Raw genomic sequence first — 23,391 nt, 5'->3', positions numbered from 1 at the left:
AATATTTCTATAGTTTGGTTACAATACATCCATGATACTCTTATTGTACTGACTCAAAAACACTTGTCTTGTTTAAATAAAATGAAAAGTTAAAAATATGAATAATAAACCACTCTACGATCAGCATGATGCACTTAAAAACCTTTCTCTTGGTCAAAAAACTGAATACAAAAGTTTATACGACGGCACATTACTTCAAGGTGTTCCGCGCAGTTTAAACCGCAATGAATTACAGCTTAGTGCCGATAATCTGCCTTTTGTCGGTTTTGATTTATGGAATATTTACGAACTTTCCTGGTTAAACAGCAAAGGAAAACCGGTTGTTGCTGTCGGTGTAGTGAAAGTTCCGCACGACAGCGATAACTTAATCGAATCAAAGTCATTTAAATTATATTTAAACAGCTTTAATCAGACTAAGTTTGCCTCGATAGATGAAGTACAGAAAGTATTAGCAGCAGACCTTTCTAAATGTGCGAACAAACCGGTTTGTGTTGAGCTGAACGGTAATTTAGATCAGTTTGCCGATAAACTTGGTACTTTTAACGGCAGCTGTATTGATGATCTGGATATTGAAATCGATAACTATCAGTTTACCACCAGTTATCTACAGGATATCAGCTCAGCAGAAACGGTTAGCGAGACATTATATTCACACCTGCTAAAGTCTAACTGCTTGATTACCAGTCAGCCGGACTGGGGAAGTGTTGAAATCACCTACACAGGTAAAAAATTAGACAGAGAAAAACTGCTGCGCTATCTCATTTCCTTCCGCCAGCATAATGAATTTCATGAGCAGTGTGTAGAACGGATCTATTGTGACCTCATGAAATTCGCACAAATAGATTCGCTTTCTGTATACGCGCGTTATACTCGCCGAGGCGGTTTGGATATCAACCCGCTGCGCGCAACACAAGAAAGTAACACGATTAATAATGTTCGCCTGCTTCGACAGTAACAATCGGATTTTATGAAATATATTGGTTTATACATTCGCGCGGCGCTAATCTCTGCAGCCGTGCTGTTCAGCCATGCTGGTTTAGCACAGCAGCTGAGTAATGCAAAAGTTCCCGTATCATTGAAAGATGCTTTTCAGGCGCGTTTCAGCGCACCAAATTATTGTATTGAAAAAACCAGTCTCTACCTCAAAGTAAAGAACCCTGATAATAAACCGACCGACGCACTGAATTTACTTGAAGGACAGACAGAAGCGGCTTCGCAGAAAAGCAGCGGTCTGCAGATAAACTACGTTTTCCCTACTCAATTAATGGCATACTGTTATGCCCAAATTGAAGAGTATCCGCAGGTTCTGCAGTTATTGACCCCTCTGCTCAGCAGTTCGAATCTGTTCACTGCGCGGATAAGAACATTAAATATCCTTGCACTTGAAATCCCTGAAGAGGAACGGCCGCAGTTTAGTAATCAATTTTTACTGTCTGCACTGCACGAAGCACTGCAGAAAATTCAGCAGTCACCTTTTAACGGCTCTACAGATCTGTCTATCAACCTGCTGTTTACCATTAGTAAATTATCTATAGAAAGCAATCAGTATCGTGATGCTAATATTGCGCTGGAACAAGCCAAGGAATTATTAAAAAATAATCCGAACAGCAGACTGCAGGCCTGGCTGGCATATTATTACGGTATTTATTATGAACAGATCAATCAGCAGCGTCTGGCAATTTCATCTTTAATGTCTGCGAACAAACTCTCCGACAAACAAGGCTTTACAAAGTTAAGCGGAGAGGTAAAAACCCGCATTGCGGATATGTATCAGCAAAAACACCGCTTCAGCAGAGCCATAGATTTTGCCAGTCAGCGTGTTGAACTGTATATGAACACCAAAAACACCATCAAACAGGCAGACAGCTTAATTCAAATAGCGATTTTAAAACGTAAAAACAAAGAAAATAATCAGGCTTTAATCTACCTCTTTAATGCCCTGGAATTAGTTCAAAACAAAAGTAAAAGTGATTTACTCGCGCATGTCTTTCTTGAATTAGGGCAGACTTATGCCACTAATAATAATGAACAGACAAAACAGAAAGACTTAGAGTTAGCACAAAAATATTTACAAAATGCCCGTTACCACTTTACCCAGCTTAATAAACCCCGCCAGCAGATAGAAAGCCTGCTTATGCTTGCGCAGTTAAATATAGTTAATGATGATCCTGCATTAGCTATTTTACAGCTGGAAAAGGTATTATATCTGTCAACTGAAAAGTATCACTCTCTACGCGTAAAAGCCTTTGAAAAGCTGGCATTAAGTTATGAAATAACCGGCAATCATGAACAAGCTATTCTGCACTTTAAAAATTTCCATTCACTGCAGAACCGCATAAAAGAACGTTTATTTAGATTGCAGCAGCTGCAGATCACCGAGCAGCTGCAGCTGTTTGAACAAACGCAGCAGCAGAAGCAGTTAGAAAATGAAAATACAGAATTACAAAAAAACAGCAACCGTTTTCGGGCCTTTACTTACAGTTTGTTTGCATTATTTATCCTGGCCGCATGTGCTCTTTTTTATACTTTAATTAATAATAAAAAGCTTCAGAAGCAGAATGAATTGTCCCGACAAAAACTGGCATCTCATATTCGTACCAAACTTCCGTCACAACAAACTGATACTAATCATTTTAATTACTTTTACCGTGGCAATCCGCTCTTTTATGCTTTAGTAAATGTACCTTTTTTAAACAGCTTGAACGAACTGTTTGGTATCCTGGCGGCTGATAAAATTGAACAGAAACTCGGTGAAGCACTGCAGATATATTTCGGCAGCAGTGTAGGGATTTTTCAAATTAGAGATAATCAGATACTCTTTATCAGTGAACAGAAAGTACATCAGAACGCGGCCCTGTTTGCACAGAAAATAGAACAGTTTTTTAACTCTTTTGCCGAAAGGCATAATCTGCAGAAATCTATTTCAATCGGACTGGTGGCTTTCCCGTTCTTAAATAATGCGAGCCGTGCCATCAACCCGACCCGCATTTTAAATTTAAGCAGCCTGGCGCTTTTCGGAGCAAGTCAGATTCGTGAGTCTAAAAAGCAAAGCAGCTGGGTTGAGCTGTTCGCCATCGATAATTTACAGCCGGCATTTTTTGATGGAGATTTATGGGTATTAGGTCAGACCGCTATCAAGAAAGGTATAGTCAAAATTAACAGCAGCCATAATGATCATCTAATAAAATGGCCAGAACTCGATAAATAACCCATTTTTGTGATCTTTTCAAAGGCAGGCTTGCACTCCTGACTAAAGTTAATGATAATTCAGAACATAAAAATTAAAATGGAATAACAATATGACCGCCCCGATAGCTGTTTTAAAGCTGCTGCAACAGTTATTAAAAAGAACTGCCAGACAAGATAAAGCATTTGACAAGTATCAGTTAAGCTTCTTAAAAAAACTGCACAATACTCCTTCCGATAAAGCTGTCAGTGAGTTGTATGAAGAGTGTCTGGATCAGTTACAGGAAAGTGATCCTTTTATTGAAGAGAGTCTGCCTGAAGGCCGTTTAATTGTGACTCAATCGCAGCTGCAGCTGCAGAAGCTGTCTACTTTATCAGACTCAATTAATGATAAAATTGAACAGTCAAAACATATTCAGCAGCCTTATACAATATCTGAGCACCACGCTGAACTCACCAATATCATTAAGATATACCAGCGGGTTGTTATTGAGTTAGATAAGAATAAAAACACTAACAGTACTGGTGTTCCCCCGGAATTTGAAGATGTTTGTGATGAATTACAGCAGCTGATTCTTGATCTAGATATTGCACAGCCCCATGTTAAACAACTCGATGTCATTCGTAGAAAAATAGCCGATGAAACGAACCCCCTTGAACTACCGCAGTACTGTTTAACGATTATTGCGATTATTATCGACAGCACACGAGAAGAACGACGCTCGTCCCGTCACTTTCTATACACGCTGAATGACAGCCTTACCCAGTTTTATCTAAATTTCTCCAACAATATCAAACAGGCTGAAATAACCTTTGCCGAGCAGGATAACTGTGTTAAATCGATTCAGAAAAAGTCTGCCCAGCTTAAAAAAGAAACTGAAAACGCAACAGATCTGGATGCACTAAGAAAGCATATTTTCTCATATGTCGAGAATGTCGAGCAGATGATTAATGCTAAAGAAGAGCAGAAAGAAACACAGGTCAGACAGCGTTTTCAAGGAATGGTAAGAGAGATAAAAGAGCTGCAGAGCGAAACTAAAAATTATCAGCAGACCCTTAAGCAGCAGAGCAAGCAGCTGCATGTGGATTTCTTAACAAAAATTCCTAACCGAGCAGCTTGGAGCGAACGCATTCAGATTGAGTTTACCCGCTACCAGCGTTATCAGCACCCGCTTAATATTGCCATTATTGATATTGATAAATTTAAATCAATCAATGACAGTTTCGGGCATTTAGCTGGAGACAAAGTCTTGAATGTGATTGCCCAGACATTACAAAAATCACTGCGCAATACCGACTTTATAGCCCGCTACGGCGGCGAAGAGTTTGCGCTTCTACTGCCGGAAATAAACAAAGAACAAGCACAAATCACTCTTGAAAAACTGTGTAAAATAATAAAAACGATTCCGTTTAAATTTAAAAAGAACAATATCAGTATTTCTATTTCTGTCGGCTGCACGACTTTTACTCCTGCAGATGATATAGACAGTGCATTTGAACGAGCAGACCAGGCGCTATACCACGCCAAGAGCAGCGGCCGCAATCAAGTTGTCTGTTTTGAAAAACAATAGCCCTGCAGCCATAAAATAAAATGGCAACTCTGTATATCTATATTATGCTTATATATACCCATAATACTTCAAGATGCAAAGTCAGCAAGGGAAACTGTGCCGAGATGCTAGGCATAAAATTGAAGTATAGTTATTCTACATAGAAATTTTATAACAACGCAGACTGGTGCAGTTTGTCTTGCCCTACGGGGCGCTAGCTCGAAAACCAGATCTGCGTTGCAACAATCAAAAAGGGAATACCATTATCTCATGCTGCTCCTTGTTCTGCTGTCCGAGCTAGTGCCTGACAAAGCATATTGAAGTAATATGGGTATACTAATAAGTTAGAAATGCTGTGTTGCTATTTACCTCTCTATAAGCCACTTTCCAGGCTGTAAAGCTTTTAAACACTCAATTCGGCATCTTTTTATTTCAAACTCACGGCAAGGAGAGCCTATGATAACCAGCATTAATCCGGTCGGTAGTATGGCTTTATTATCTCAACTCGAAGTCAATCAGTTAAAAGAAAGCGCAACCTCCGATATTTACCACCTGTTTCGTAACTGCTCACTGGCTGTGCTTAACTGCGGCAGCCATACCGACAGCAGTAAAGAGATTCTAGAAAAATACAAAACATTTGACATTAATGTATTACATCAGGAAAGAGGTGTAAAAATTGAGCTGCATAACCCCCCGGAGGAAGCATTTATTGACGGAGAGCTGATCACAGGCATTCAAGAGCATCTTTTTTCCGTTTTACGCGATCTGCTTTATGTAAACTCGCAGCTGCGTATTCCAGAGTATAATGAGAATGACAGCGACCAGATCACCAGTTTAGTTTTTTCAATTCTGCGCAATGCTAATATTCTCAAACCAGGCGGAGAGCCTAATGTGGTGGTCTGCTGGGGCGGACACTCAATTGATAATGAGGAATTTTACTATACACGTGAAGTCGGCAGCCAGCTAGGGCTCAGGGCACTCAATATATGTACAGGCTGTGGCCCGGGAGCCATGGAAGGGCCGATGAAAGGAGCGACAATCGGACACGCTAAACAGCGGGTAAGCGGCGGGCGTTATATCGGCCTTACCGAGCCAGGCATCATAGCAGCCGAACCGCCGAATCCTATTGTTAATGAATTAGTTATCTTACCCGATATTGAAAAACGTCTTGAAGGTTTTGTACGTATTGCACACAGTGTGGTTATTTTTCCAGGCGGTCCGGGAACTGCGGAAGAACTGCTTTATATTCTGGGAATCATGATGCACCCAGAAAATAAACGTCAGCCGTTACCTATTATTTTAACCGGCCCGGAAAACAGCAGAGCCTATTTCCAGGCAATCGATCAGTTTATCAGCGATACCCTTGGTGAAGAGGCGCGCCAGCACTATCAAATTATTATTGCGAATGCCCCTTTAGTGGCGCAGACCGTTAAAAAATCAATGACAAAAGTGACTGAATACCGGCGGGCAATCGGTGATGCTTTTTCATATAACTGGTCTTTGAAAATTGATGAGCCCTTTCAGCAGCCGTTCATTCCTAACCATGAAAACATGTCTAACTTAGTACTGCACAGTGAGCAGCCGACTGAGGAACTCGCTTCTAATTTGCGCCGTGTTTTTTCCGGTATTGTCGGCGGTAATGTAAAAGATGACGGTATCAAGTCCATTGAAGAATTCGGCCCCTTTGAGATAAAAGGAGAGAAAGTACTAATGGAAAAAGTTGACCGTTTATTAGAAAGCTTTATTGAACAGGGGCGCATGAAACTTCCCGGCACCGTTTATACCCCCTGCTATAAAATTATCAGTTAAAACAAACTATATACGGTCTGAACATAACACTTCAGACCGTTTAGGCATATAATACTTTCTTTTCTTTATTAATAATATTATCTGCTGACATGACATCTACCCTCTTAATTATCGATGCGATGAACCTTATCCGCCGTATCTATGCTGTGCAGGAAAAACAGCTTGGCCAGACACAGGCGGCAGTGATTGCCGCGCAGACAACAGCATGTAATGCACTGAAAAAATTACTGCAGATACATCAGCCCAGCCATGTTATCTGTGTTTTTGATAATCATGCCCCAAGCTGGCGCCATCAGATTTACCCTGAATATAAACAGGGACGAAAACCCGTTCCAGAACTGTTAAAACAAAGCTTAAATCAGATTCAAGATCTGTTTTTTGAATTAGGCGTAGATTCCTTAGTAACAGAAACTGACGAAGCAGATGATTTAATCGCCACCCTTGCTGATAAAGTCGCTCAGAAAAAACAACGCTGTATTATCGTTTCTACTGACAAAGGTTTCTATCAGCTGCTTAATTCACAAATTATTATTTATGACTACTTTACCAACAGTTATACGGATCAGCACAGAGTATTAAATAAAATGGGCTTATCTGCCGGGCAGCTATGCGACTACTGGGCTATTACCGGAATTTCCAGCAGTGCTATCAAAGGCGTAGAAGGAATAGGGGCCAAAGGAGCATTAACACTACTGCAGCAGTTTAACTGCTTAGACAATATGTTCAAACAGCCGGAGAATCTGCAGGATAAGCGTTTAACTAAGCTGCTGACATCACAAAAACCAGCATTACTAGCCAAACAGCTGGTGACATTAAAAAAACATATCCAACTGGGGTTTAATCTTAAGGATCTGCGTTATACTCCCAAAAAGCCTTAAACAGTGACGGCACAACATTAAATCATAAAAACATAACTTTTAAATGGCCATTACCTGCCTTTTAGGTAAAATAATTCTGCAGCAGTGTAATAAAGCCCTGCTCGCAGAGAGGCTAATAAAAAATAAGGCCGGCATTATATTACCTACTGGAGGGAATCACTTGAAAAAAGTACTAATCATCGCAGCCGTAGCGGCAGCCGGAGCAGCCGGAGCCTATTTTATCAATCAGCAAAGTGCATCTACAGCGTATAACGTACTCGACTACGTTCCTGCTGATACACCGATTTTTACCGGCCAGCTTGAACCTTTTCCGCTCAAAGACTACCTTGCATCCGCTCCCGTTATGTCCACTCCGAACAGTGATGAAATGTTCGATGAGCTATATGCAGAAAGCACAGAAAAAGTTAACTTTTTCCTGAATATTTTTAAAACCTATCAAAACAGTATTAAAGATGCTGACCTGCTGATAAAAACATTCGGTTTTCCTGAAGAACTGCGCGCCTATTTTTATACTTTAGGTTTAATGCCGGTCATGAAGATTGAGGTAGAAAATCCGCAGGCTGTCTGGGATTTACTGGACAAAAGTGAATTAGAATCAGGTTTCACTCACACTAAAGGTACACTGCAGACAGTAAATTACCGCGCATATCAGCTAAGTGATGATTCAGATGAGCAGAAAGTTGAACTGATCATTGCTCAGGATAGAGGACTGCTGACCCTAACTCTGAACACTTCTTTCAACAACCAAGCATTATTGAGCACTGCACTGGGATTAACACCAGTTGAAGATTCGCTGGCAAAATCAGGTGTTATTGAACAAACAATTAAAAAATATAACTTTGACAGCGCAAGTGTCGGTTTTATCAATCATATTGAAATCATCAAAGCCTTAACCACCAGTGACGGTAACCAGCTGGCTCGTCAGCTTGACTCTCTAGCAGCTTACTTCGGTGAAGAAAGACCGCTGGCAGCAATTCAGACGGCGGAATGCGCCAGTGACTTCAACTCTATAGCAGAAAACTGGCCGCGCACGGTGTTTGGTTATACTAACTTAGATATTAATAAGAAAGAATCAACCCTGGAAATGGATACCATAATTGAAAGTAAAAACCAGGCAGTCTTAGATGCATTAAAAACAATTCGTGGTTATATTCCAGAATACACTGCAGATGTTGAAAACAATGTATTTGCTATGGGACTGGGAATCGATGTCAGCCTGTTAGCCGGCTCTCTGACCGATATCTGGAGCGATCTGCAGACCCCGACTTATACCTGTGCACCTTTAGCTGAGCTGCAGGCAGAAATAAGCCAGTCCGGCGAGTCAATCGGTATGCTCAGTATGGGGGCTAATGTAGCTAACGGCGTTAAAGGGATTAGTACAGCAGTGCTTGATTACACCATAAGTCAGATCAATGGTGACCCCATGATTGAAAACTTAGATGCCCTGTTTAGCGTCTCCTCGGACAACCCTGAACTGTTGTTTAATTCAATGAAGATGTTCAGTCCTGAATTCCAGCATATTCAATTAAGCAGCACCAGCCAGCCGATCGAACTTGGCGGCATATTCCCTATTCCTGCACAGTTAAATATTGCACCGAAACTAGCCATAAAAGGTAATCATTTAGTTATCTATAATGGAGAGAAAGGCCAAAAAGCAGTAGAAAACCTAAGCTCTGAGAAATTGAGTAAGAATGGTGTTTATAACTTTTCATTTGATTTTAAGAAAATGTTTGCACCAATTGTCACGGCAGCTGAATTAACCGGTGAACCTTTACCGGAAGAAGCGATGTTCCTAATGGATTACGATGCTCGAATGAAAATGGGCTTTGATATAAGCGATCAGGGCTTAGTGTTTGATTACTATATAAATAGTAAAGTATCTGAAAAATAACAAACTGATTTTTCGGCTTAATGCTGAGTAGAGTAAAAAAGCCCTTCAGCTTACTGAAGGGCTTTTTTACTTCTTTATCACGAAATATTAAAACTGTTTATATTATTAACAATGGCATTCACAAGTGTCTGCCGTGCTTGAGAGCTAGCCCAGGCTGTATGCGGTGTTATTAATAAACGTGACTGCTGCTTAACTGAGAAATAGGGATGACTGCTCTCCATCGGCTCGACAGCTAATACATCCGTACCATGGTAAACCTCATACTCATCAATCGCTTTTGCCATAGCGGTCTCATCAATAATACCACCGCGTCCTAAATTAAGAATAACAGCGCCCTGCCTGACAGACTTTAAGACCTGCTGATCAATTAAGTTTTCTGTTTGTCCATTAAGCGGAGCGTGGATGGTAATAATATCGCAGCTTGTTATTAATTCAGATAAACTAACCTGCTGATAGGCCTGCTGACTGTTTTTGCCGGATGTTGAATAATAACAAAGCTCACAGCCGAACACAGCGGCGATTTCAGCAACCCGCTGACCAATTGCTCCCATACCGATAATGCCCCAGCGTTTTCCTTTTATTTCTGAAAATGGACTGCTGATATGGGTAAAAACAGGACTTTCACACCAGGCTTTGGACTGTGTGTAATTATCATAATAACGGCTTTGGTGTATCAACTGAAAAAGCATTGCAAAAGTTGACTGCGCCACACTCTCTGTGGAATAACCCGATACATTTTTCACAGCCACTCCCGCATCGACAGCAGCACTCAGATCAACATTATTCGTCCCGGTAGCAGCAATACAGATTAATTTAAGCTGCGGACTTGCCTGTATAACAGCTTTATCGATTAAAACTTTGTTAGTAATAATCACATCACTGTCTGCAATATGGGCTAACCTTTGTTCACTGGATGTCGTTGCGTACGTTGTCAGTTGGCCAAGATGATCCAAAGCAGATAAATCTGTATCCCCAAGAGTCAGTGCATCTAGTAATACAATTTTCATATTTATTCCTAAATTAAAATTAAAAAGAATAGAGTGTTAGCTAACCGCCGTTTTTAGCATGATCTTCCCTTTGTGTATTTTACAAAAATTATACAAGCAACTACTTTTAATACTTATACCAGTCTAATTAAACATCATGTCTGCATATCTCTTATATATATTAAACGGGTATACCATAAAGGGATTTTCATGAATATATTATCTCGTCATATTACTCTCAAATTAATTAGTTTTCTGCTTATTTCACTAATCCTGATAATGACGTTGATTCAGGTGGCAAGCATGCAGACAATTAGTGATAAGGTATTTAAAATTCAGATTTTATGGGATGAAGTACAAGTTGAGCAATCAGAAAAAATTAATTTAGAAAATTCCATTCGCTCTTTTCTCGGTTATGGAGGAATGATCCATAAATTAAAAAATTCCATTATTAATAATAATCCAGAACAGCTCTCGAGCATTAAAGAAGATATTCATCAGGTCGAAGCCATTATCAAACTCTACCTTTCTTTTCAGCTAAGCAATGCAGAACGTTATGCACTTAACGATATCCAGGCTGTAATAAAAAACTATCAGACTAAAGTAAACCAGCTTCCGCATTTATTTCAGGGGAGCAGCTCAATAAAAAAAATAGACTCCTTTCTACAAACTAATGATCAGCCCGCACTGCGCGGCTTAACTGTGCTTGAGCAGAACAACCGGAAATTTAACCATCAGGAGGAAAAAAATCTTTCTATTCGAACTGATAAGTTTAGCTTGTATACAGAAATAGTTGCTCAGTTAGGTTACGGGGGCATGATCCATCATATAAAAAATTTACAAATACGAGGCGATAGCGCTTATGCAGTTAAAGCTCAAGAGAAGATTAATTTACTGCTTATTAACATTGAAAAATATTTTAAAATGGACCTTGCTGCCGAAGAAAAACTGGCATTAAGGACTTTTCAGCAGACCATTAACCATTATCAGGGGCTGTTAAACAACCTCAAGAGACCTCTTACTACACGTAAAACAATTGATCTTAGTCACTCCCAAAGCTTAGATAATAAAGCGTTAAAAGCGCTAGGGATATTGGATCAGCACATTGAAATAGAGCTGAAAAGCAAAATTTTTAATGTCGGTGAACAAATTCATTTAATACAGGACGGTATCAAAGAGCGAATCCAGGCCGTTATGCTTTTATGCATTATTACCTTATTGTTTTTCAGTTATATCATGTTTAAAAAAGTGATCCTGCCGATACAGAAAGTTACCCAGTCCATGGTTTCACAGGCCCGCTATCACCACAGTAAGCAGATTGTATTTCACCCAGATCAGATTTTTGAAATTAAACAGATGATCCGCTCAATCCGTATTTTTAAACACTATGAAAGAAAACGCCGCAGCAGCCAGAAATCACTAACAGAAATGAACTTAACAACATTAAGGCAGCTTGAAGAGATTAAAGAGCTGCAGGCTAAAAGTGAACAAAAAACCGATCAGGCTTTAACACTGGCGAATCATTTAATTGAATTACAAAAAAATGCCGATAATGATAGAAAAAGTGCATTAGAAAGCCAGCGCAGAATTAATACCATTTTGAATACAGTGCATGATGCCATCATCACTACCAGCCGCTATGGTTATATTGAAAGCATTAATACCGCGGCTGAAATGATGCTCGGTTACAGTGAAGATGAACTGTTTAATCAAAGTATTACAATGTTGATGCAGGAAGCTCATGACCCTCAAGGTAAACATATCATCAGCGAACATTTTGCAAAAAGCCGGGACTCAGTAGAGGTCGGCGGACGTGAACAGGTGCTTAAACGTGCCAACGGCACAACATTCCCGGTTGAAATATTTTTAGGTCAGTCTGAGTTTCAAGGTGAAATAAAATACACCGCCGTTATCCGCGATATAACTCAACGTAAAAAAGATGAAGAAGCAATCCAGCACTTAGTACTCACCGACCCGCTGACGGATCTTGCTAACCGGCGTCATTTTAACCGGGAGCTGCAGCATGCATTAGCTGTGAAGCAGAGGCTGCAGTTAAGTGTTGGTTTGTTACTGCTGGATTTAGATAACTTTAAACCGGTCAACGATACTTTTGGTCATAATATGGGTGATAAAGTACTGCAGAAAGTGGCTCAACGTCTGCGCAGTACGGTACGTAGTTCTGACTTGACAGCACGTTTAGGAGGTGATGAATTTGCCGTCATCGTTAACAGTGTGAACGGTAAGTTTGATGCACTGACTCCGGCACAAAAAATAATTGATACAATAGCAAAACCTATGTTTATTGACGGAGAACGGATCAATATTAGTGTAACAATCGGTATTTCAATCTCGCCGCAGGATGCGCTGAGTTTAGAAGACTTTATTCACCATGCAGATACCGCCCTCTATAAAGCGAAAAATTTAGGCAAAGGCCGCTTTTTCTCTTATCAGGATCTAACCACTGAAGAAAAAACAGGGGTGAAGAGTAAGTAATAAAAAAGCCGAAATTCTTTTCGGATTTTTTATTAATGAAGGCTGTTATACCAATCTGAATAAGCCTCTGATCTTTTATGCTGGTTAAAATAAATTCTATCTTCGTTATTAATTTCGTAATTAGAATGACTAGTTACATCAATTAATGCCTTGCTAGTATTGATTTTTCCTGCGCCTAAAAATGACCATTTACTTAATCAGTTTGGTATTAACTGTTTTATTGAGCTTTAAGCATATCCAGTGCAACTGCTTCAGCAATTTTAATACCGTCGATTCCGGCAGATAAAATACCACCCGCATAGCCGGCACCTTCTCCGCCCGGGTATAAACCTTTGGTATTGATGCTCTGGTAATCCTGACCGCGCTTTATCTGTACGGGTGACGAGGTACGCGTTTCTACGCCGGTAAGCATTGCATCGGCAGTCGTAAAACCACGGATCTTTTTATCAAAAGCCGGCAGCGCTTCGCGGATCGCATCAATGGCAAAATCAGGCAGACTGGTGCTTAAATCGGTCATTTTAACATTCGGTTTATAGGAAGGTTCAATAGGACCGAACGGTTTAGCGTCTTGAGCTGCTAAGAAATCACCTACACGCTGCGCAGGAGCATCGTAGTTACTACCGCCTAAAATATAAGCATTACGCTCTAACTGACGCTGCAGCGCAATGCCCTGGAGCGGATCGTTATCAAAATCACTTGGCGAGATGCCCACTACAATCGCACTGTTAGCATTACGTTCGCTGCGCGAATACTGGCTCATACCGTTAGTTACCACCGCCTCTTTTTCCGAGGTAGCAGCCACCACTACACCACCCGGACACATACAGAAGCTATAAACACTGCGCCCGTTTTTACAGTGATGCACAAGTTTATAATCAGCAGCACCTAAAATAGGATGCCCGGCATTAATGCCAAAGCGGCATTTATCAATCATTTCCTGTTTATGTTCAATTCTGAAACCGACAGAGAAAGACTGCGCCTGCAGATGAACACCTTTATCGTGAAGCATCTGCACGGTATCACGTGCGCTATGACCAATCGCTAATGTAACGTACTTAGAGTCAATCACTTCTCCGTCGCTTAAGGTCACGCCGGTCACCTGATTATCTTCTATATTGATCTCATCAACCCGCGTTTCAAAACGAATCTCGCCGCCTAGCTCGATGATTTTACTGCGCATGCGTTCAACCATAGTGACCAGTTTATAAGTACCGATATGTGGTTTACTAACGTAGATTATTTCCGCAGGTGCGCCGGCAGCAACAAATTCCTGTTTAACTTTCAGGCCTAAGAAACCCGGATCTTTCACCTGACTGTATAATTTACCATCGGAAAAAGTACCCGCGCCGCCTTCTCCGAACTGTACGTTGGATTCAGTGTTTAATTCACCTGTACGCCAGAAACGGAAGGTATCTTTGGCACGTTCATGAACCGATTTACCACGCTCTAAAATAATCGGTTTAAAGCCCATCTGCGCAAGAATCAAACCGGTAAATAAACCGCACGGTCCCATGCCGATCACAACTGGACGCTCACTTAAATCCGCAGGTGCCTGAGTTACATATTTATACTCAGTGTCGGGAGAAACCCGCACATTCTGATCTTTTTCAAAACGCTTTAATATCTGCTGCTCATCTACATTTTCAAGTGTGATATCCAGCGTATAAATCAAAGTAATAACATTACGTTTACGCGCATCATAACCACGTTTAAATACATGGATATCCACTAACTGCTGCTCAGAAACGGATAATTTATCTAAGACAAATTTCTGTAATGCATCATCGCTGTGATCTAGTGGTAATTTAACTTGGTTAAGACGTATCATGGTTCACCTGAAAAATAAGGGGTCAAAAATTAAGCGCGTAGTTTACGTGATCTGAAGTGAAATTGATATTAGCTATTTAATACCTTTTATACTGCTCACTTAGTTATCCAGAATGCTGCCAGGCATAAAAAAACCAGCACAAGGCTGGTTTTTTGAAAAGATAGTTTTATCCGAATTATCTTTTGGACAGCATCTTCATAATAGCAATCACCATACTAAATACGGCGAAAGAAGCAGCTAATGACATAAGCACAGAAGCAGTAAAGCCTAACACTATAAAACCAACACTAGAAACTGCGGCCATAGATAATGCATACGGAAGCTGCGTGGCAACGTGATCAATATGCTTACAGCGTGCGCCCGTTGATGACAGAATAGTTGTATCTGAAATTGGTGAACAGTGATCGCCGAATACTGAACCTGCTAATACCGCACTTAATACAGGCAGCATTAAACTGATATCAGAAGCAGCCGCCATATCACCTGCAATCGGAAGCATAATACCGAATGTACCCCATGAGGTACCCGTTGAAAACGCCATTAAACCAGACAATATAAATAATATTACCGGCAGCCAGTGTAAGCCGATATTACCCTGTACTAGTGAAGACAGATATGCGCCGGTTTTCATATCGCCGATAACACTACCGATTGACCATGCAAAGAACAGGATAATGATCGCACCGAACATAGAGCGGGCACCAATCCATAACGCTTTGCCGATTAACTTCGGCGCCAGTTTCTGCTTGAATACAGTGATTAAAGAAAACATCAGTCCGACCAGAGCGCCGTAACAAAGCGATGCACCTACATCAGTATTTTCAAAAGCACCTAGCACAGAAAACGGCAGTTCGCTGCTGCTCAGCGCCTGGTTACCCGTATACAGCATGAAAAACAGCGTAGCCAGAATCAGAGTGGTAATCGGAAAAATAAGATCACTTACTTTACCGTGCTCACTTTCTTCAACACCAAACTCATCATGTAAATCAACATGATCTTCATCTTCTTTGTGAGACTCATTAAGGCGTGCTTCAGCATTTATTTCGTGCTCTTTCATCAGACCGATATCTAACTTAAACCAGATAACCGCAAATACCATTAACAAAGTAAACAGCGCATAAAAGTTCATCGGGATAAGACGCACATAAGCACCCAGCGCAGAGTAATCTGCAATACCATGACTAAGCAGAATACCGCCGATAATAGTCATGATGTATGCGCCCCAGCTTGAAACCGGCATTAAAATACACATAGGTGCGGCCGTAGAATCTAGAATATAGGCAAGTTTTGAACGAGACACACCGAACCTGTCAGTCACAGGACGGGAAATAGAGCCGACAGCTAAACTGTTAAAGTAATCATCAATAAAGATAAATACACCTAAAAATGCAGCCAGGTAAGACGCGCCGCGTTTATCTTTAATATGCTCCAGCGCCCAGTTAGCAAATGCACGTGTACCGCCGGAAAGTGTCAGCAGTGCAGTCATCATTCCCAGTAACACTAAGAATGCAACAATACTCATATTCCAGGTGTTAATGCCCCCATCTTCAATAACAACACCTTTCACCGTATTGAAGATATATTTACCTGACTCTAACAGAGAGAAATCCGTTAACAGCAGCGCACCGAAGATAATACCTAAACCCAACGAGATTAATACTCGACGGGTAATAATGGCTAAACCCAGTGCAATTATTGCCGGTAATACCGACAGCGAGGAAGTTGCGAAATCAACTAACGTCATTTATTTTTACCTTTCTCAATCATAGAAAAACCCTGACTCTTTACACAAGAGAGGGGATTGTTTTCAACGTAATGCTGTAAAACAAAAAAATTTATTATATGAAACTAAATAACCAATATTGATCAAAATATTGAATGTTATATAGATAAATGAGGCATTCAAAGGGAAGCAAGTTAAGGTGATATAAATAATTTCATTATTTATATTCAACGTATTGTAGCTCTCCACCCAGACATGGTCTGGCATGACAATATCGCCTTTATTAAAAACGACACCAATAGCTAGGTTGACAGCCTAATACTACTTCGGCATTAACTCCTTTCACTTAGGATCACAGATTGTCGATCTTCTCTAAGTTACTGATAGGTAATGCGCCTCTACTTCAAGAAAAATGGTTGCCCATCTTCTTGCGGCGCAGTATATCACGCAATTTTCAAATCGAGTAATCTAATCTTTATCTGTAAAGCATCAAATAAATTAGGGTGGGAAGGCCTAAAAATAAGGCGGGAAAGTGTTTTTTATTTGCTAGCTTAGCCTCACGATATTTTTAAAAAAATTGCCTTGAGGTGAACCTTTAGGAAAACATTTTGGCGTTTTATACTTATTATTTTAATCTTAAAATATTTGAAAAGTAACTTAGAGTGGAGTTTATACAGGGGAGTTTATACAAGGGAGTTAATTAAAATAGTCTCGACCGAAAAAGATATTTCGGCCGAGACTTAAGCGTAAATTAAGCGGTTAGTCAGCTAACATTAAAGAGTCAGCCATTGCTTCAAGATTCGAGCTTCCCATCAAGTACGCATCAATAGCACGAGACGCTTCACGACCTTCATTAATACAACGAACAATCAGAGACTGCCCGGTACGCATATCACCAGCGGCAAATACACCTTTCTGGCTGGTCTGGAAATCATCTGTTTCCACGTTGCCGCGCTCATCTAAAGCAATTTCAAGCTGTGCTAATACACCGGTTGGTTCCGGGTGTAAAAAGCCCATTGCTAAAAATGCTTTTGTACAAGGCACAGTACGTACACTGCCTTCAATCTCTTTAAAACCAGGACGCTGTCCAGGCTGCGCTTTTTCCCATTCGATATCAGCAATCACTAACTCTTTAACACAGCCGTTTTCATCACCGATGAACTCTTTAGTTAAAATAGACCAGTGACGATCTACGCCTTCTTCATGGGAAGTGGTCGTTTTTAAGATCATCGGATATGAAGGCCAAGGCATATTCACTGTACGCTGCTCTGGTGGAATCGGCATGATTTCCACCTGGGTCACGCTGGCTGCGCCATGACGGTTTGAAGTGCCTACACAGTCAGAACCGGTATCACCGCCGCCGATAACAATAACATGGTCATCTTGAGCATGAATTTCTTCAGTTTTAAGATCCATATCATTAGCACGGCGGTTATTCTGACTCAGGAACTCCATCGCAAAATGAACACCTTTAAGATCCCGCCCGGGAATAGGCAGATCACGCGGCACAGTAGAGCCGCCGGTCAGCAGCACAACATCAAACTGCTTGCGCAGTTCTTTTGCATCAAAATCAACACCGATATGCGCATTCACAACCATCTTAATACCGGCGGCTTCCATTACCGCAACTTTACGATCGATAACGTCCATACCCAGTTTAAAATCAGGAATACCAAAGCGTAATAAGCCGCCGATTTTTTCATCCCGCTCGTAAACAGTGACCGTATGACCGGCACTGTTCAGCTGCTCAGCAGCCGCTAGACCAGCAGGACCACTGCCGATAACGGCAATGGTTTTACCGGTACGTGCAGTTGGTATTTTAGGCTGTACATAACCCAGCTCATAAGCTTTTTCGACGATAGTTTTTTCAATATTACATATCGTAATCGGATCCTGATTAATACCCAGCACACATGAGCTTTCACAGGGAGCCGGACAAACACGCCCGGTGAACTCTGGAAAGTTATTAGTAGAGCTTAGTATTTCCCAGGCTTCTAACCAGCTTTCACGGTAAACCGCATCATTAAATTCAGGAATGATATTACCAATCGGACAACCGTTGTGACAGAAAGGTACACCACAGTCCATACAGCGTGAAGCCTGGTCACTAATTTTCTGACCAAACTCATCGTTTTGTACAAACTCTTTGTTATTTTTCAGACGCTCACTTACCGGAAGTTTACCCGGCAGTTCACGACCTAACTCTAAAAATCCCGTTGGCTTACCCATTAGATATCTCCTTTCTTACGCGCAGCTAATACCGCTTTGTAATCACGCGGCATGACTTTAACCATTTGCGCCAGGCTTGTTTCAACATCCGCTAAGAATGCAGCAGCAACGTTTGACTCGGTTAAGGCTAAATGTTTGTTCACCTTAGCAACAAGAAAATCTTTATCTTCCTGCTCAAGCGGATCCAGGTCAACCAGTTCCATATTACAATTACTTTCGAATGAGCCGTCTCTGTTCCATACATAAGCAGTACCGCCGCTCATGCCGGCAGCAAAGTTACGCCCCGTTGTACCTAAGACAATAGTAATACCGCCGGTCATATATTCACAACCGTGGTCACCAACACCTTCAACAACTACTTCTGCACCGGAGTTACGTACACAGAAACGTTCACCCGCCATGCCGTTAATATATGACTGACCGGATGTTGCCCCGTAGAAACATACGTTACCTACGATGATATTGTCTTTAGCAACGATATCTGAGTTTCTATGCGGATAAACAACAATCTGACCACCGGATAAACCTTTACCCCAGTAATCGTTTGCATCACCTTCAACGGTAAATTCAACACCTTTTGCAAGGAAACAGCCGAATGACTGACCCGCGCTGCCGTTAAATTTAACCTGCATCGGCAGAGGCAAACCTTGATCGTTATAAACCTTAGAAATTTCATTGGACAGCATAGTACCGCAGCTTCGGTCGGTATTAACAATGTCAAACTCAGCAGAAACCGTTTCACCCTTTTCAAGAGCAGGTTTAGCAATTTCAATCAGTTTTCTGTCTAATACAGCTTCCAGGTTATGGTTCTGGCCGGTCTGATTAAACAATCCGTCTTCAGCTTTAGGCGCTTCTTTGAATAATACTGTACTCAAGTCTAAGTTTTTGTATTTCCAATGTTTGATATCTTCACGCACTTTCAGACTTTGTGTCTGCCCCACCATTTCTGTAATTGTCTTGTAACCCAGCATCGCCATATTTTCACGCATGCCTTCTACCAAGTACTGGAATAATGTCACAACATCTTCAACACGACCGTCAAAACGTTCACGTAATGTTTTGTTTTGTGTTGCGATACCAACAGGACAAGTATTTAAATGACACTTACGCATCATGATACAGCCCTCAACAACCAGCGCGGCCGTTGCAACGCCCCACTCTTCAGCACCTAATAATGCGGCTACTGTTAAGTCACGCGGCGTTTTCATCTGACCGTCTGCCTGAACAACGATACGGTTACGTAAACCATTTTTCAGCAGTGTCTGATGCGTCTCAGCCAAACCTAGTTCCCAAGGTAAACCTGCATGACGAATTGAAGAGATTGGTGATGCACCTGTACCGCCGTCAAAACCGGCGATTAATACAACGTCTGCTTTTGCTTTACAAACACCAGAGGCGATTGTACCGACACCTGCTTCAGATACTAACTTAACGTTAACACGGCCTTGACGGTTGGCGTTTTTCAGATCGTAGATCAGCTGCGCTAAATCTTCGATTGAATAGATATCGTGGTGCGGCGGCGGTGAAATTAGACCTACGCCCGGAGTCGAGTGACGAGTACGACCGATCCAGTCATCAACTTTATGACCAGGTAACTGACCACCTTCACCAGGTTTAGCACCCTGAGCCATTTTTATCTGAATTTCAGCAGCATTGGTCAGGTAGTAAGAGGTAACACCGAAACGACCCGATGCAACCTGCTTGATTGCCGAGCGTTCCCAGTCACCGTTATCTTTTGGTAAGAAACGTGCAGGATCTTCACCACCTTCTCCGGAGTTAGATTTCGCACCGATACGGTTCATGGCGATAGCTAACGTAGAGTGCGCTTCATGCGAAATAGAACCAAAGCTCATCGCACCTGTAGCAAAACGTTTTAAAATATTTTCAGCAGATTCAACCTCATCAATGGAGATAGGTCCTTCAGCACTCGGCACAAATTCAAACTGACTACGCAGTGTTGCCGCATCATCACCTTGTGCATCAACTGTAGCCGCATATTCTTTGAACTGCTGGTAATTTTTATTACGCGTAGATTCCTGCAGTAAGGAAATTGTTGTCGGGTTAAACAGATGTTTTTCGCCGCGTTGTTTCCACTGGTAAACACCACCGACATCTAAACGCGTAACCGGCACTTCCCGTAACGGGTAAGCAAAGCGATGACGTACTAGAATCTCAGTGGCGATATCATCAATGGTTAAACCTTGAATACGTGTCACAGTACCTTTGAAGTACTTATCAACAACGGCTTTACTAATACCCAGCGCTTCAAAAATCTGTGCGCCCTGATATGACTGAATCGTTGATATCCCCATTTTTGAGAATATTTTTAACAGACCCGCATCGATTGCGGCTTTGTAAGAAGCAAAAACATCAGCGACTGATTTTTCAGCCGGCAGACGGTTTTTCGCTTTTAAGTCAACAATCATCTCTTCGATTAAATAAGCGTTAACAGCAGATGCGCCGTAACCGATTACCGTTGCAAAGTGATGTGTTTCCCGTACGTCACCTGTTTCTACCACTAAATCACACATAGCACGAAGGCCGCGTTTAATTAAGTAATGGTGAACCGCGCCCGTTACCAGCATAGCCGGGATCGGAGCATGATCTGAAGTTGCGTTACGGTCAGAAAGAATAATGATCGAGTAACCGTCATGAATTGCATCTTCAGCATAGCGACAGATACGATCCAGTGATTTGGCTAATTTGCCTTTTTCACCCGTCCCCAGGAACATGGTATCTAATGTTTTAGCCTGCAGGTGTTTATCATCTAAAGCATTGATTTTCTCCAGTTCCGCATTACTTAATACCGGAGACTCAAGTTCTACTTTATGACAGTGCTCAGGCGTTTCAGATAATAAATTCTGATCTTTACCTAAATAAGTCTTCAGCGACATAACCATACGTTCACGAATCGGATCGATCGGCGGATTAGTTACCTGCGCAAACAACTGTTTAAAGTAATGAGAAAGATGCTGCGACTGATGAGAAAGTACAGCAAGCGGCCAGTCGGCCCCCATTGCGCCTAACGGCTCTTTCGCGTCTCTAAACATCGGCAGTAAAATTTCACTCACTTCTTCCGAGCTCACGCCGAATGCCTGCAGACGTCTTAAAAAGTGACCGTCATTAGGCTGCAGATTACGCTCTAAGGCAGCCGGCTGATCTTCCAGCTTAACTAAGTTATCAGCTAACCAGGTTTCGTACGGCTGCTGTGCTGCAATAGAGTCTTTGACTTCATCATCAGAAATGATGCGGCCCTGTTCCAGATCCGCAACAAAGATACGTCCCGGCTGCAGACGGCCGCGAAGTTTAATATTTTCCGGCTCGATTTTAACCACGCCGCTTTCTGATGCCATGATCAGGAAGTCATCTTTGGTTACACAGTAACGAGAAGGACGCAGACCGTTACGGTCAAGCGTTGCACCAACCTGTACACCATCAGTGAAACAGACAGAAGCCGGGCCGTCCCAAGGTTCCATAAGGTTTGCATGATATTGATAAAAAGCACGACGGGTTTTATCCATGTTGTGATTTTCCTGCCAGGCTTCAGGAATCATCATCATTAATGCATGCGGCAGACTACGGCCGGAAAGAACCAGCAGTTCCAGTGCCATATCAAAGCTTGCTGAATCAGACATACCTTCAGTACAGATAGGCATCAACATATCAAGTTCGCCGCGGGTAAAGAACTCAGCTTCCAGAAGCGCTTCACGCGCCTTCATCCAGTTGATATTACCGCGAACAGTATTGATTTCGCCGTTATGCGCAATGTAGCGGAAAGGCTGTGCTAAACGCCAGCGCGGGAAAGTATTGGTAGAGAAGCGCGAATGCACAAGTGCAAGTGCCGTTACCATACTCGGATTTTGTAAATCGAGGAAATACTGCGGCACTTGTTCAGTAGTCAGTTGACCTTTGTATACAATAGTTTTGTACGAAAAGGTATTGATATAGAAGTTGTCTTCGATACCAGAAACAGACTGTAGACAGATACGCGTAGAGTAGTTACGTAATATAAATAATTTACGCTCTAATACAGCCGGGTCCATATCCGGACCGCCGGTTACAAACATATGTTCAAACTGCGGTTCGCTGCTTAACGGATCTGCACCGATCATTGAATTGTCGGTAGGAAGAACACGGTAACCAATAACTTCAAGACCTAAACGATCAGCTGTACGCGCTAAAATATCACGACATTCTTTACGCTGATTCGAATCTTTAGGAAAAAGGACGGTACCTACACCATATTGATCAAATTTTGGTAAGGTTATCCCTACTTTTAATGCTTCGGTCACTAAAAACTCATGCGGTTTCTGCAGCAGAATACCAGCACCGTCACCACTGCACGGATCGCAGCCTTGACCGCCTCGGTGTTCCATTCGAGCAAGCATATCTAATGCCTGGGTCACAATTTGATGTGACTTGCTGTTCTTTAAGTGTGCCACGAAGCCGATACCACAGGCATCATGTTCCATCTCTGGCACATATAGGCCGTGAGCGTTTTGCTCTTTATTAGTCATAAACATGTCCTTCAAGATAAAACAGTAAAAAAGGGTTACTGCTTTAGATCTACGTTTTCGAAGTGCTATACACGACCTGTAAATTTGCATAAACAAAAAAACAGGCAATTAAGTTTTACTTTTTTTGTAAAGGAAACTACCTTTTGGGGCAAAAATGCACTTTTAGAAAACTTCCTTAGCAAGAAATGACGCGCATAGCATCCTTATAAGCACGAGGCTTATACACTATTTCTTCCAGATAACAGGCGTAATTTTATGCGTATTCTACCGCCTAAGGCGCATAAAATCCAATTTTCTTAAT

12 protein-coding genes and 1 riboswitch are annotated in these 23,391 nt (G+C 41.6%); of the genes, 7 read left to right on the top strand and 5 right to left on the bottom strand.

The genetic code is table 11. The features are described 5' to 3' along the window. The first annotated feature begins 97 nt into the window (after window positions 1-97). From queF to G327_RS0110060, 6 genes are all read left to right on the top strand, one after another. Complete coding sequence (gene queF, locus G327_RS0110085) at window positions 98-955, top strand: NADPH-dependent 7-cyano-7-deazaguanine reductase QueF (RefSeq protein ID WP_019614650.1); 858 nt, start codon at window positions 98-100, stop codon at window positions 953-955. A gap of 12 nt (window positions 956-967) precedes the next feature. Continuing rightward, entirely contained in the window at window positions 968-3,208 is a 2,241-nt protein-coding gene (locus tag G327_RS0110080; protein ID WP_019614649.1) for a tetratricopeptide repeat protein, read from the top strand. Window positions 3,209-3,299: 91 nt separating this feature from the next. Beyond that, window positions 3,300-4,757 carry a GGDEF domain-containing protein gene (locus G327_RS0110075; RefSeq protein ID WP_019614648.1) on the top strand — a complete coding sequence of 486 codons (1,458 nt, stop codon included), beginning with the start codon at window positions 3,300-3,302 and terminating at the stop codon, window positions 4,755-4,757. A 435-nt stretch (window positions 4,758-5,192) separates the two neighbouring features. Then, window positions 5,193-6,545 (top strand): nucleotide 5'-monophosphate nucleosidase PpnN, encoded by a 1,353-nt coding sequence (ppnN, locus tag G327_RS0110070; protein ID WP_019614647.1) that lies wholly within the window; start codon window positions 5,193-5,195, stop codon window positions 6,543-6,545. An 89-nt stretch (window positions 6,546-6,634) separates the two neighbouring features. Beyond that, window positions 6,635-7,423 (top strand): flap endonuclease Xni, encoded by a 789-nt coding sequence (gene xni, locus G327_RS0110065; RefSeq protein ID WP_026339294.1) that lies wholly within the window; start codon window positions 6,635-6,637, stop codon window positions 7,421-7,423. Between the two features lie 160 nt (window positions 7,424-7,583). Next, on the top strand, window positions 7,584-9,314 hold the full coding sequence (locus G327_RS0110060; RefSeq protein ID WP_026339293.1) for a hypothetical protein: 1,731 nt from the start codon (window positions 7,584-7,586) through the stop codon (window positions 9,312-9,314). A 77-nt stretch (window positions 9,315-9,391) separates the two neighbouring features. Here G327_RS0110060 and G327_RS0110055 read toward each other — a convergent pair whose 3' ends face one another. After that, window positions 9,392-10,321 (bottom strand): D-2-hydroxyacid dehydrogenase, encoded by a 930-nt coding sequence (locus G327_RS0110055; protein WP_019614644.1) that lies wholly within the window; start codon window positions 10,319-10,321, stop codon window positions 9,392-9,394. A 282-nt stretch (window positions 10,322-10,603) separates the two neighbouring features. On the opposite strand from G327_RS0110055, the gene G327_RS0110050 reads away from it, so the two are divergent. After that, the gene (locus G327_RS0110050) at window positions 10,604-12,793 is read left to right on the top strand and encodes a sensor domain-containing diguanylate cyclase (RefSeq protein ID WP_169337233.1); all 2,190 of its coding nucleotides are present in this window, start codon (window positions 10,604-10,606) and stop codon (window positions 12,791-12,793) included. Window positions 12,794-13,010: 217 nt separating this feature from the next. Here G327_RS0110050 and G327_RS0110045 read toward each other — a convergent pair whose 3' ends face one another. The 4 genes from G327_RS0110045 to gltB form a co-directional block, all read right to left on the bottom strand. Next, a complete protein-coding gene (locus tag G327_RS0110045) occupies window positions 13,011-14,621 on the bottom strand; it encodes an NAD(P)/FAD-dependent oxidoreductase (protein ID WP_019614642.1) in 1,611 nt (536 codons plus the stop codon). Window positions 14,622-14,796: 175 nt separating this feature from the next. After that, window positions 14,797-16,365 (bottom strand): Na+/H+ antiporter NhaC family protein, encoded by a 1,569-nt coding sequence (locus G327_RS0110040; RefSeq protein ID WP_019614641.1) that lies wholly within the window; start codon window positions 16,363-16,365, stop codon window positions 14,797-14,799. Between the two features lie 209 nt (window positions 16,366-16,574). After that, window positions 16,575-16,753: riboswitch (Lysine riboswitch) on the bottom strand. Window positions 16,754-17,103: 350 nt separating this feature from the next. Next, window positions 17,104-18,573: a glutamate synthase subunit beta gene (locus G327_RS0110035; protein WP_019614640.1), complete on the bottom strand. Its 1,470-nt coding sequence runs from the start codon at window positions 18,571-18,573 to the stop codon at window positions 17,104-17,106. Beyond that, on the bottom strand, window positions 18,573-23,090 hold the full coding sequence (gltB, locus tag G327_RS0110030; RefSeq protein WP_019614639.1) for a glutamate synthase large subunit: 4,518 nt from the start codon (window positions 23,088-23,090) through the stop codon (window positions 18,573-18,575). The genes G327_RS0110035 and gltB overlap by 1 nt, the downstream gene beginning before the upstream one ends. Window positions 23,091-23,391 lie beyond the last annotated feature (301 nt).

The organism is Psychromonas ossibalaenae ATCC BAA-1528 (genome assembly GCF_000381745.1).
GTDB classification, from domain to species: Bacteria; Pseudomonadota; Gammaproteobacteria; order Enterobacterales; family Psychromonadaceae; genus Psychromonas; species Psychromonas ossibalaenae.
Note: the sequence above shows the minus strand (reverse complement) of the source record. Positions and strands in the feature narration are given on the sequence as shown.

Bases quoted from the DNA above. Each gene is read 5' to 3' on its own strand.
- G327_RS0110075 (WP_019614648.1), top strand. From the start codon at position 3,300: ATGACCGCCCCGATAGCTGTTTTAAAGCTGCTGCAACAGTTATTAAAA.
- xni (WP_026339294.1), top strand. From the start codon at position 6,635: ATGACATCTACCCTCTTAATTATCGATGCGATGAACCTTATCCGCCGT.
- queF (WP_019614650.1), top strand. From the start codon at position 98: ATGAATAATAAACCACTCTACGATCAGCATGATGCACTTAAAAACCTT.
- ppnN (WP_019614647.1), top strand. From the start codon at position 5,193: ATGATAACCAGCATTAATCCGGTCGGTAGTATGGCTTTATTATCTCAA.
- G327_RS0110045 (WP_019614642.1), bottom strand. From the start codon at position 14,621: ATGATACGTCTTAACCAAGTTAAATTACCACTAGATCACAGCGATGAT.
- gltB (WP_019614639.1), bottom strand. From the start codon at position 23,090: ATGACTAATAAAGAGCAAAACGCTCACGGCCTATATGTGCCAGAGATG.
- G327_RS0110080 (WP_019614649.1), top strand. From the start codon at position 968: ATGAAATATATTGGTTTATACATTCGCGCGGCGCTAATCTCTGCAGCC.
- G327_RS0110050 (WP_169337233.1), top strand. From the start codon at position 10,604: ATGCAGACAATTAGTGATAAGGTATTTAAAATTCAGATTTTATGGGAT.
- G327_RS0110035 (WP_019614640.1), bottom strand. From the start codon at position 18,573: ATGGGTAAGCCAACGGGATTTTTAGAGTTAGGTCGTGAACTGCCGGGT.
- G327_RS0110040 (WP_019614641.1), bottom strand. From the start codon at position 16,365: ATGACGTTAGTTGATTTCGCAACTTCCTCGCTGTCGGTATTACCGGCA.
- G327_RS0110055 (WP_019614644.1), bottom strand. From the start codon at position 10,321: ATGAAAATTGTATTACTAGATGCACTGACTCTTGGGGATACAGATTTA.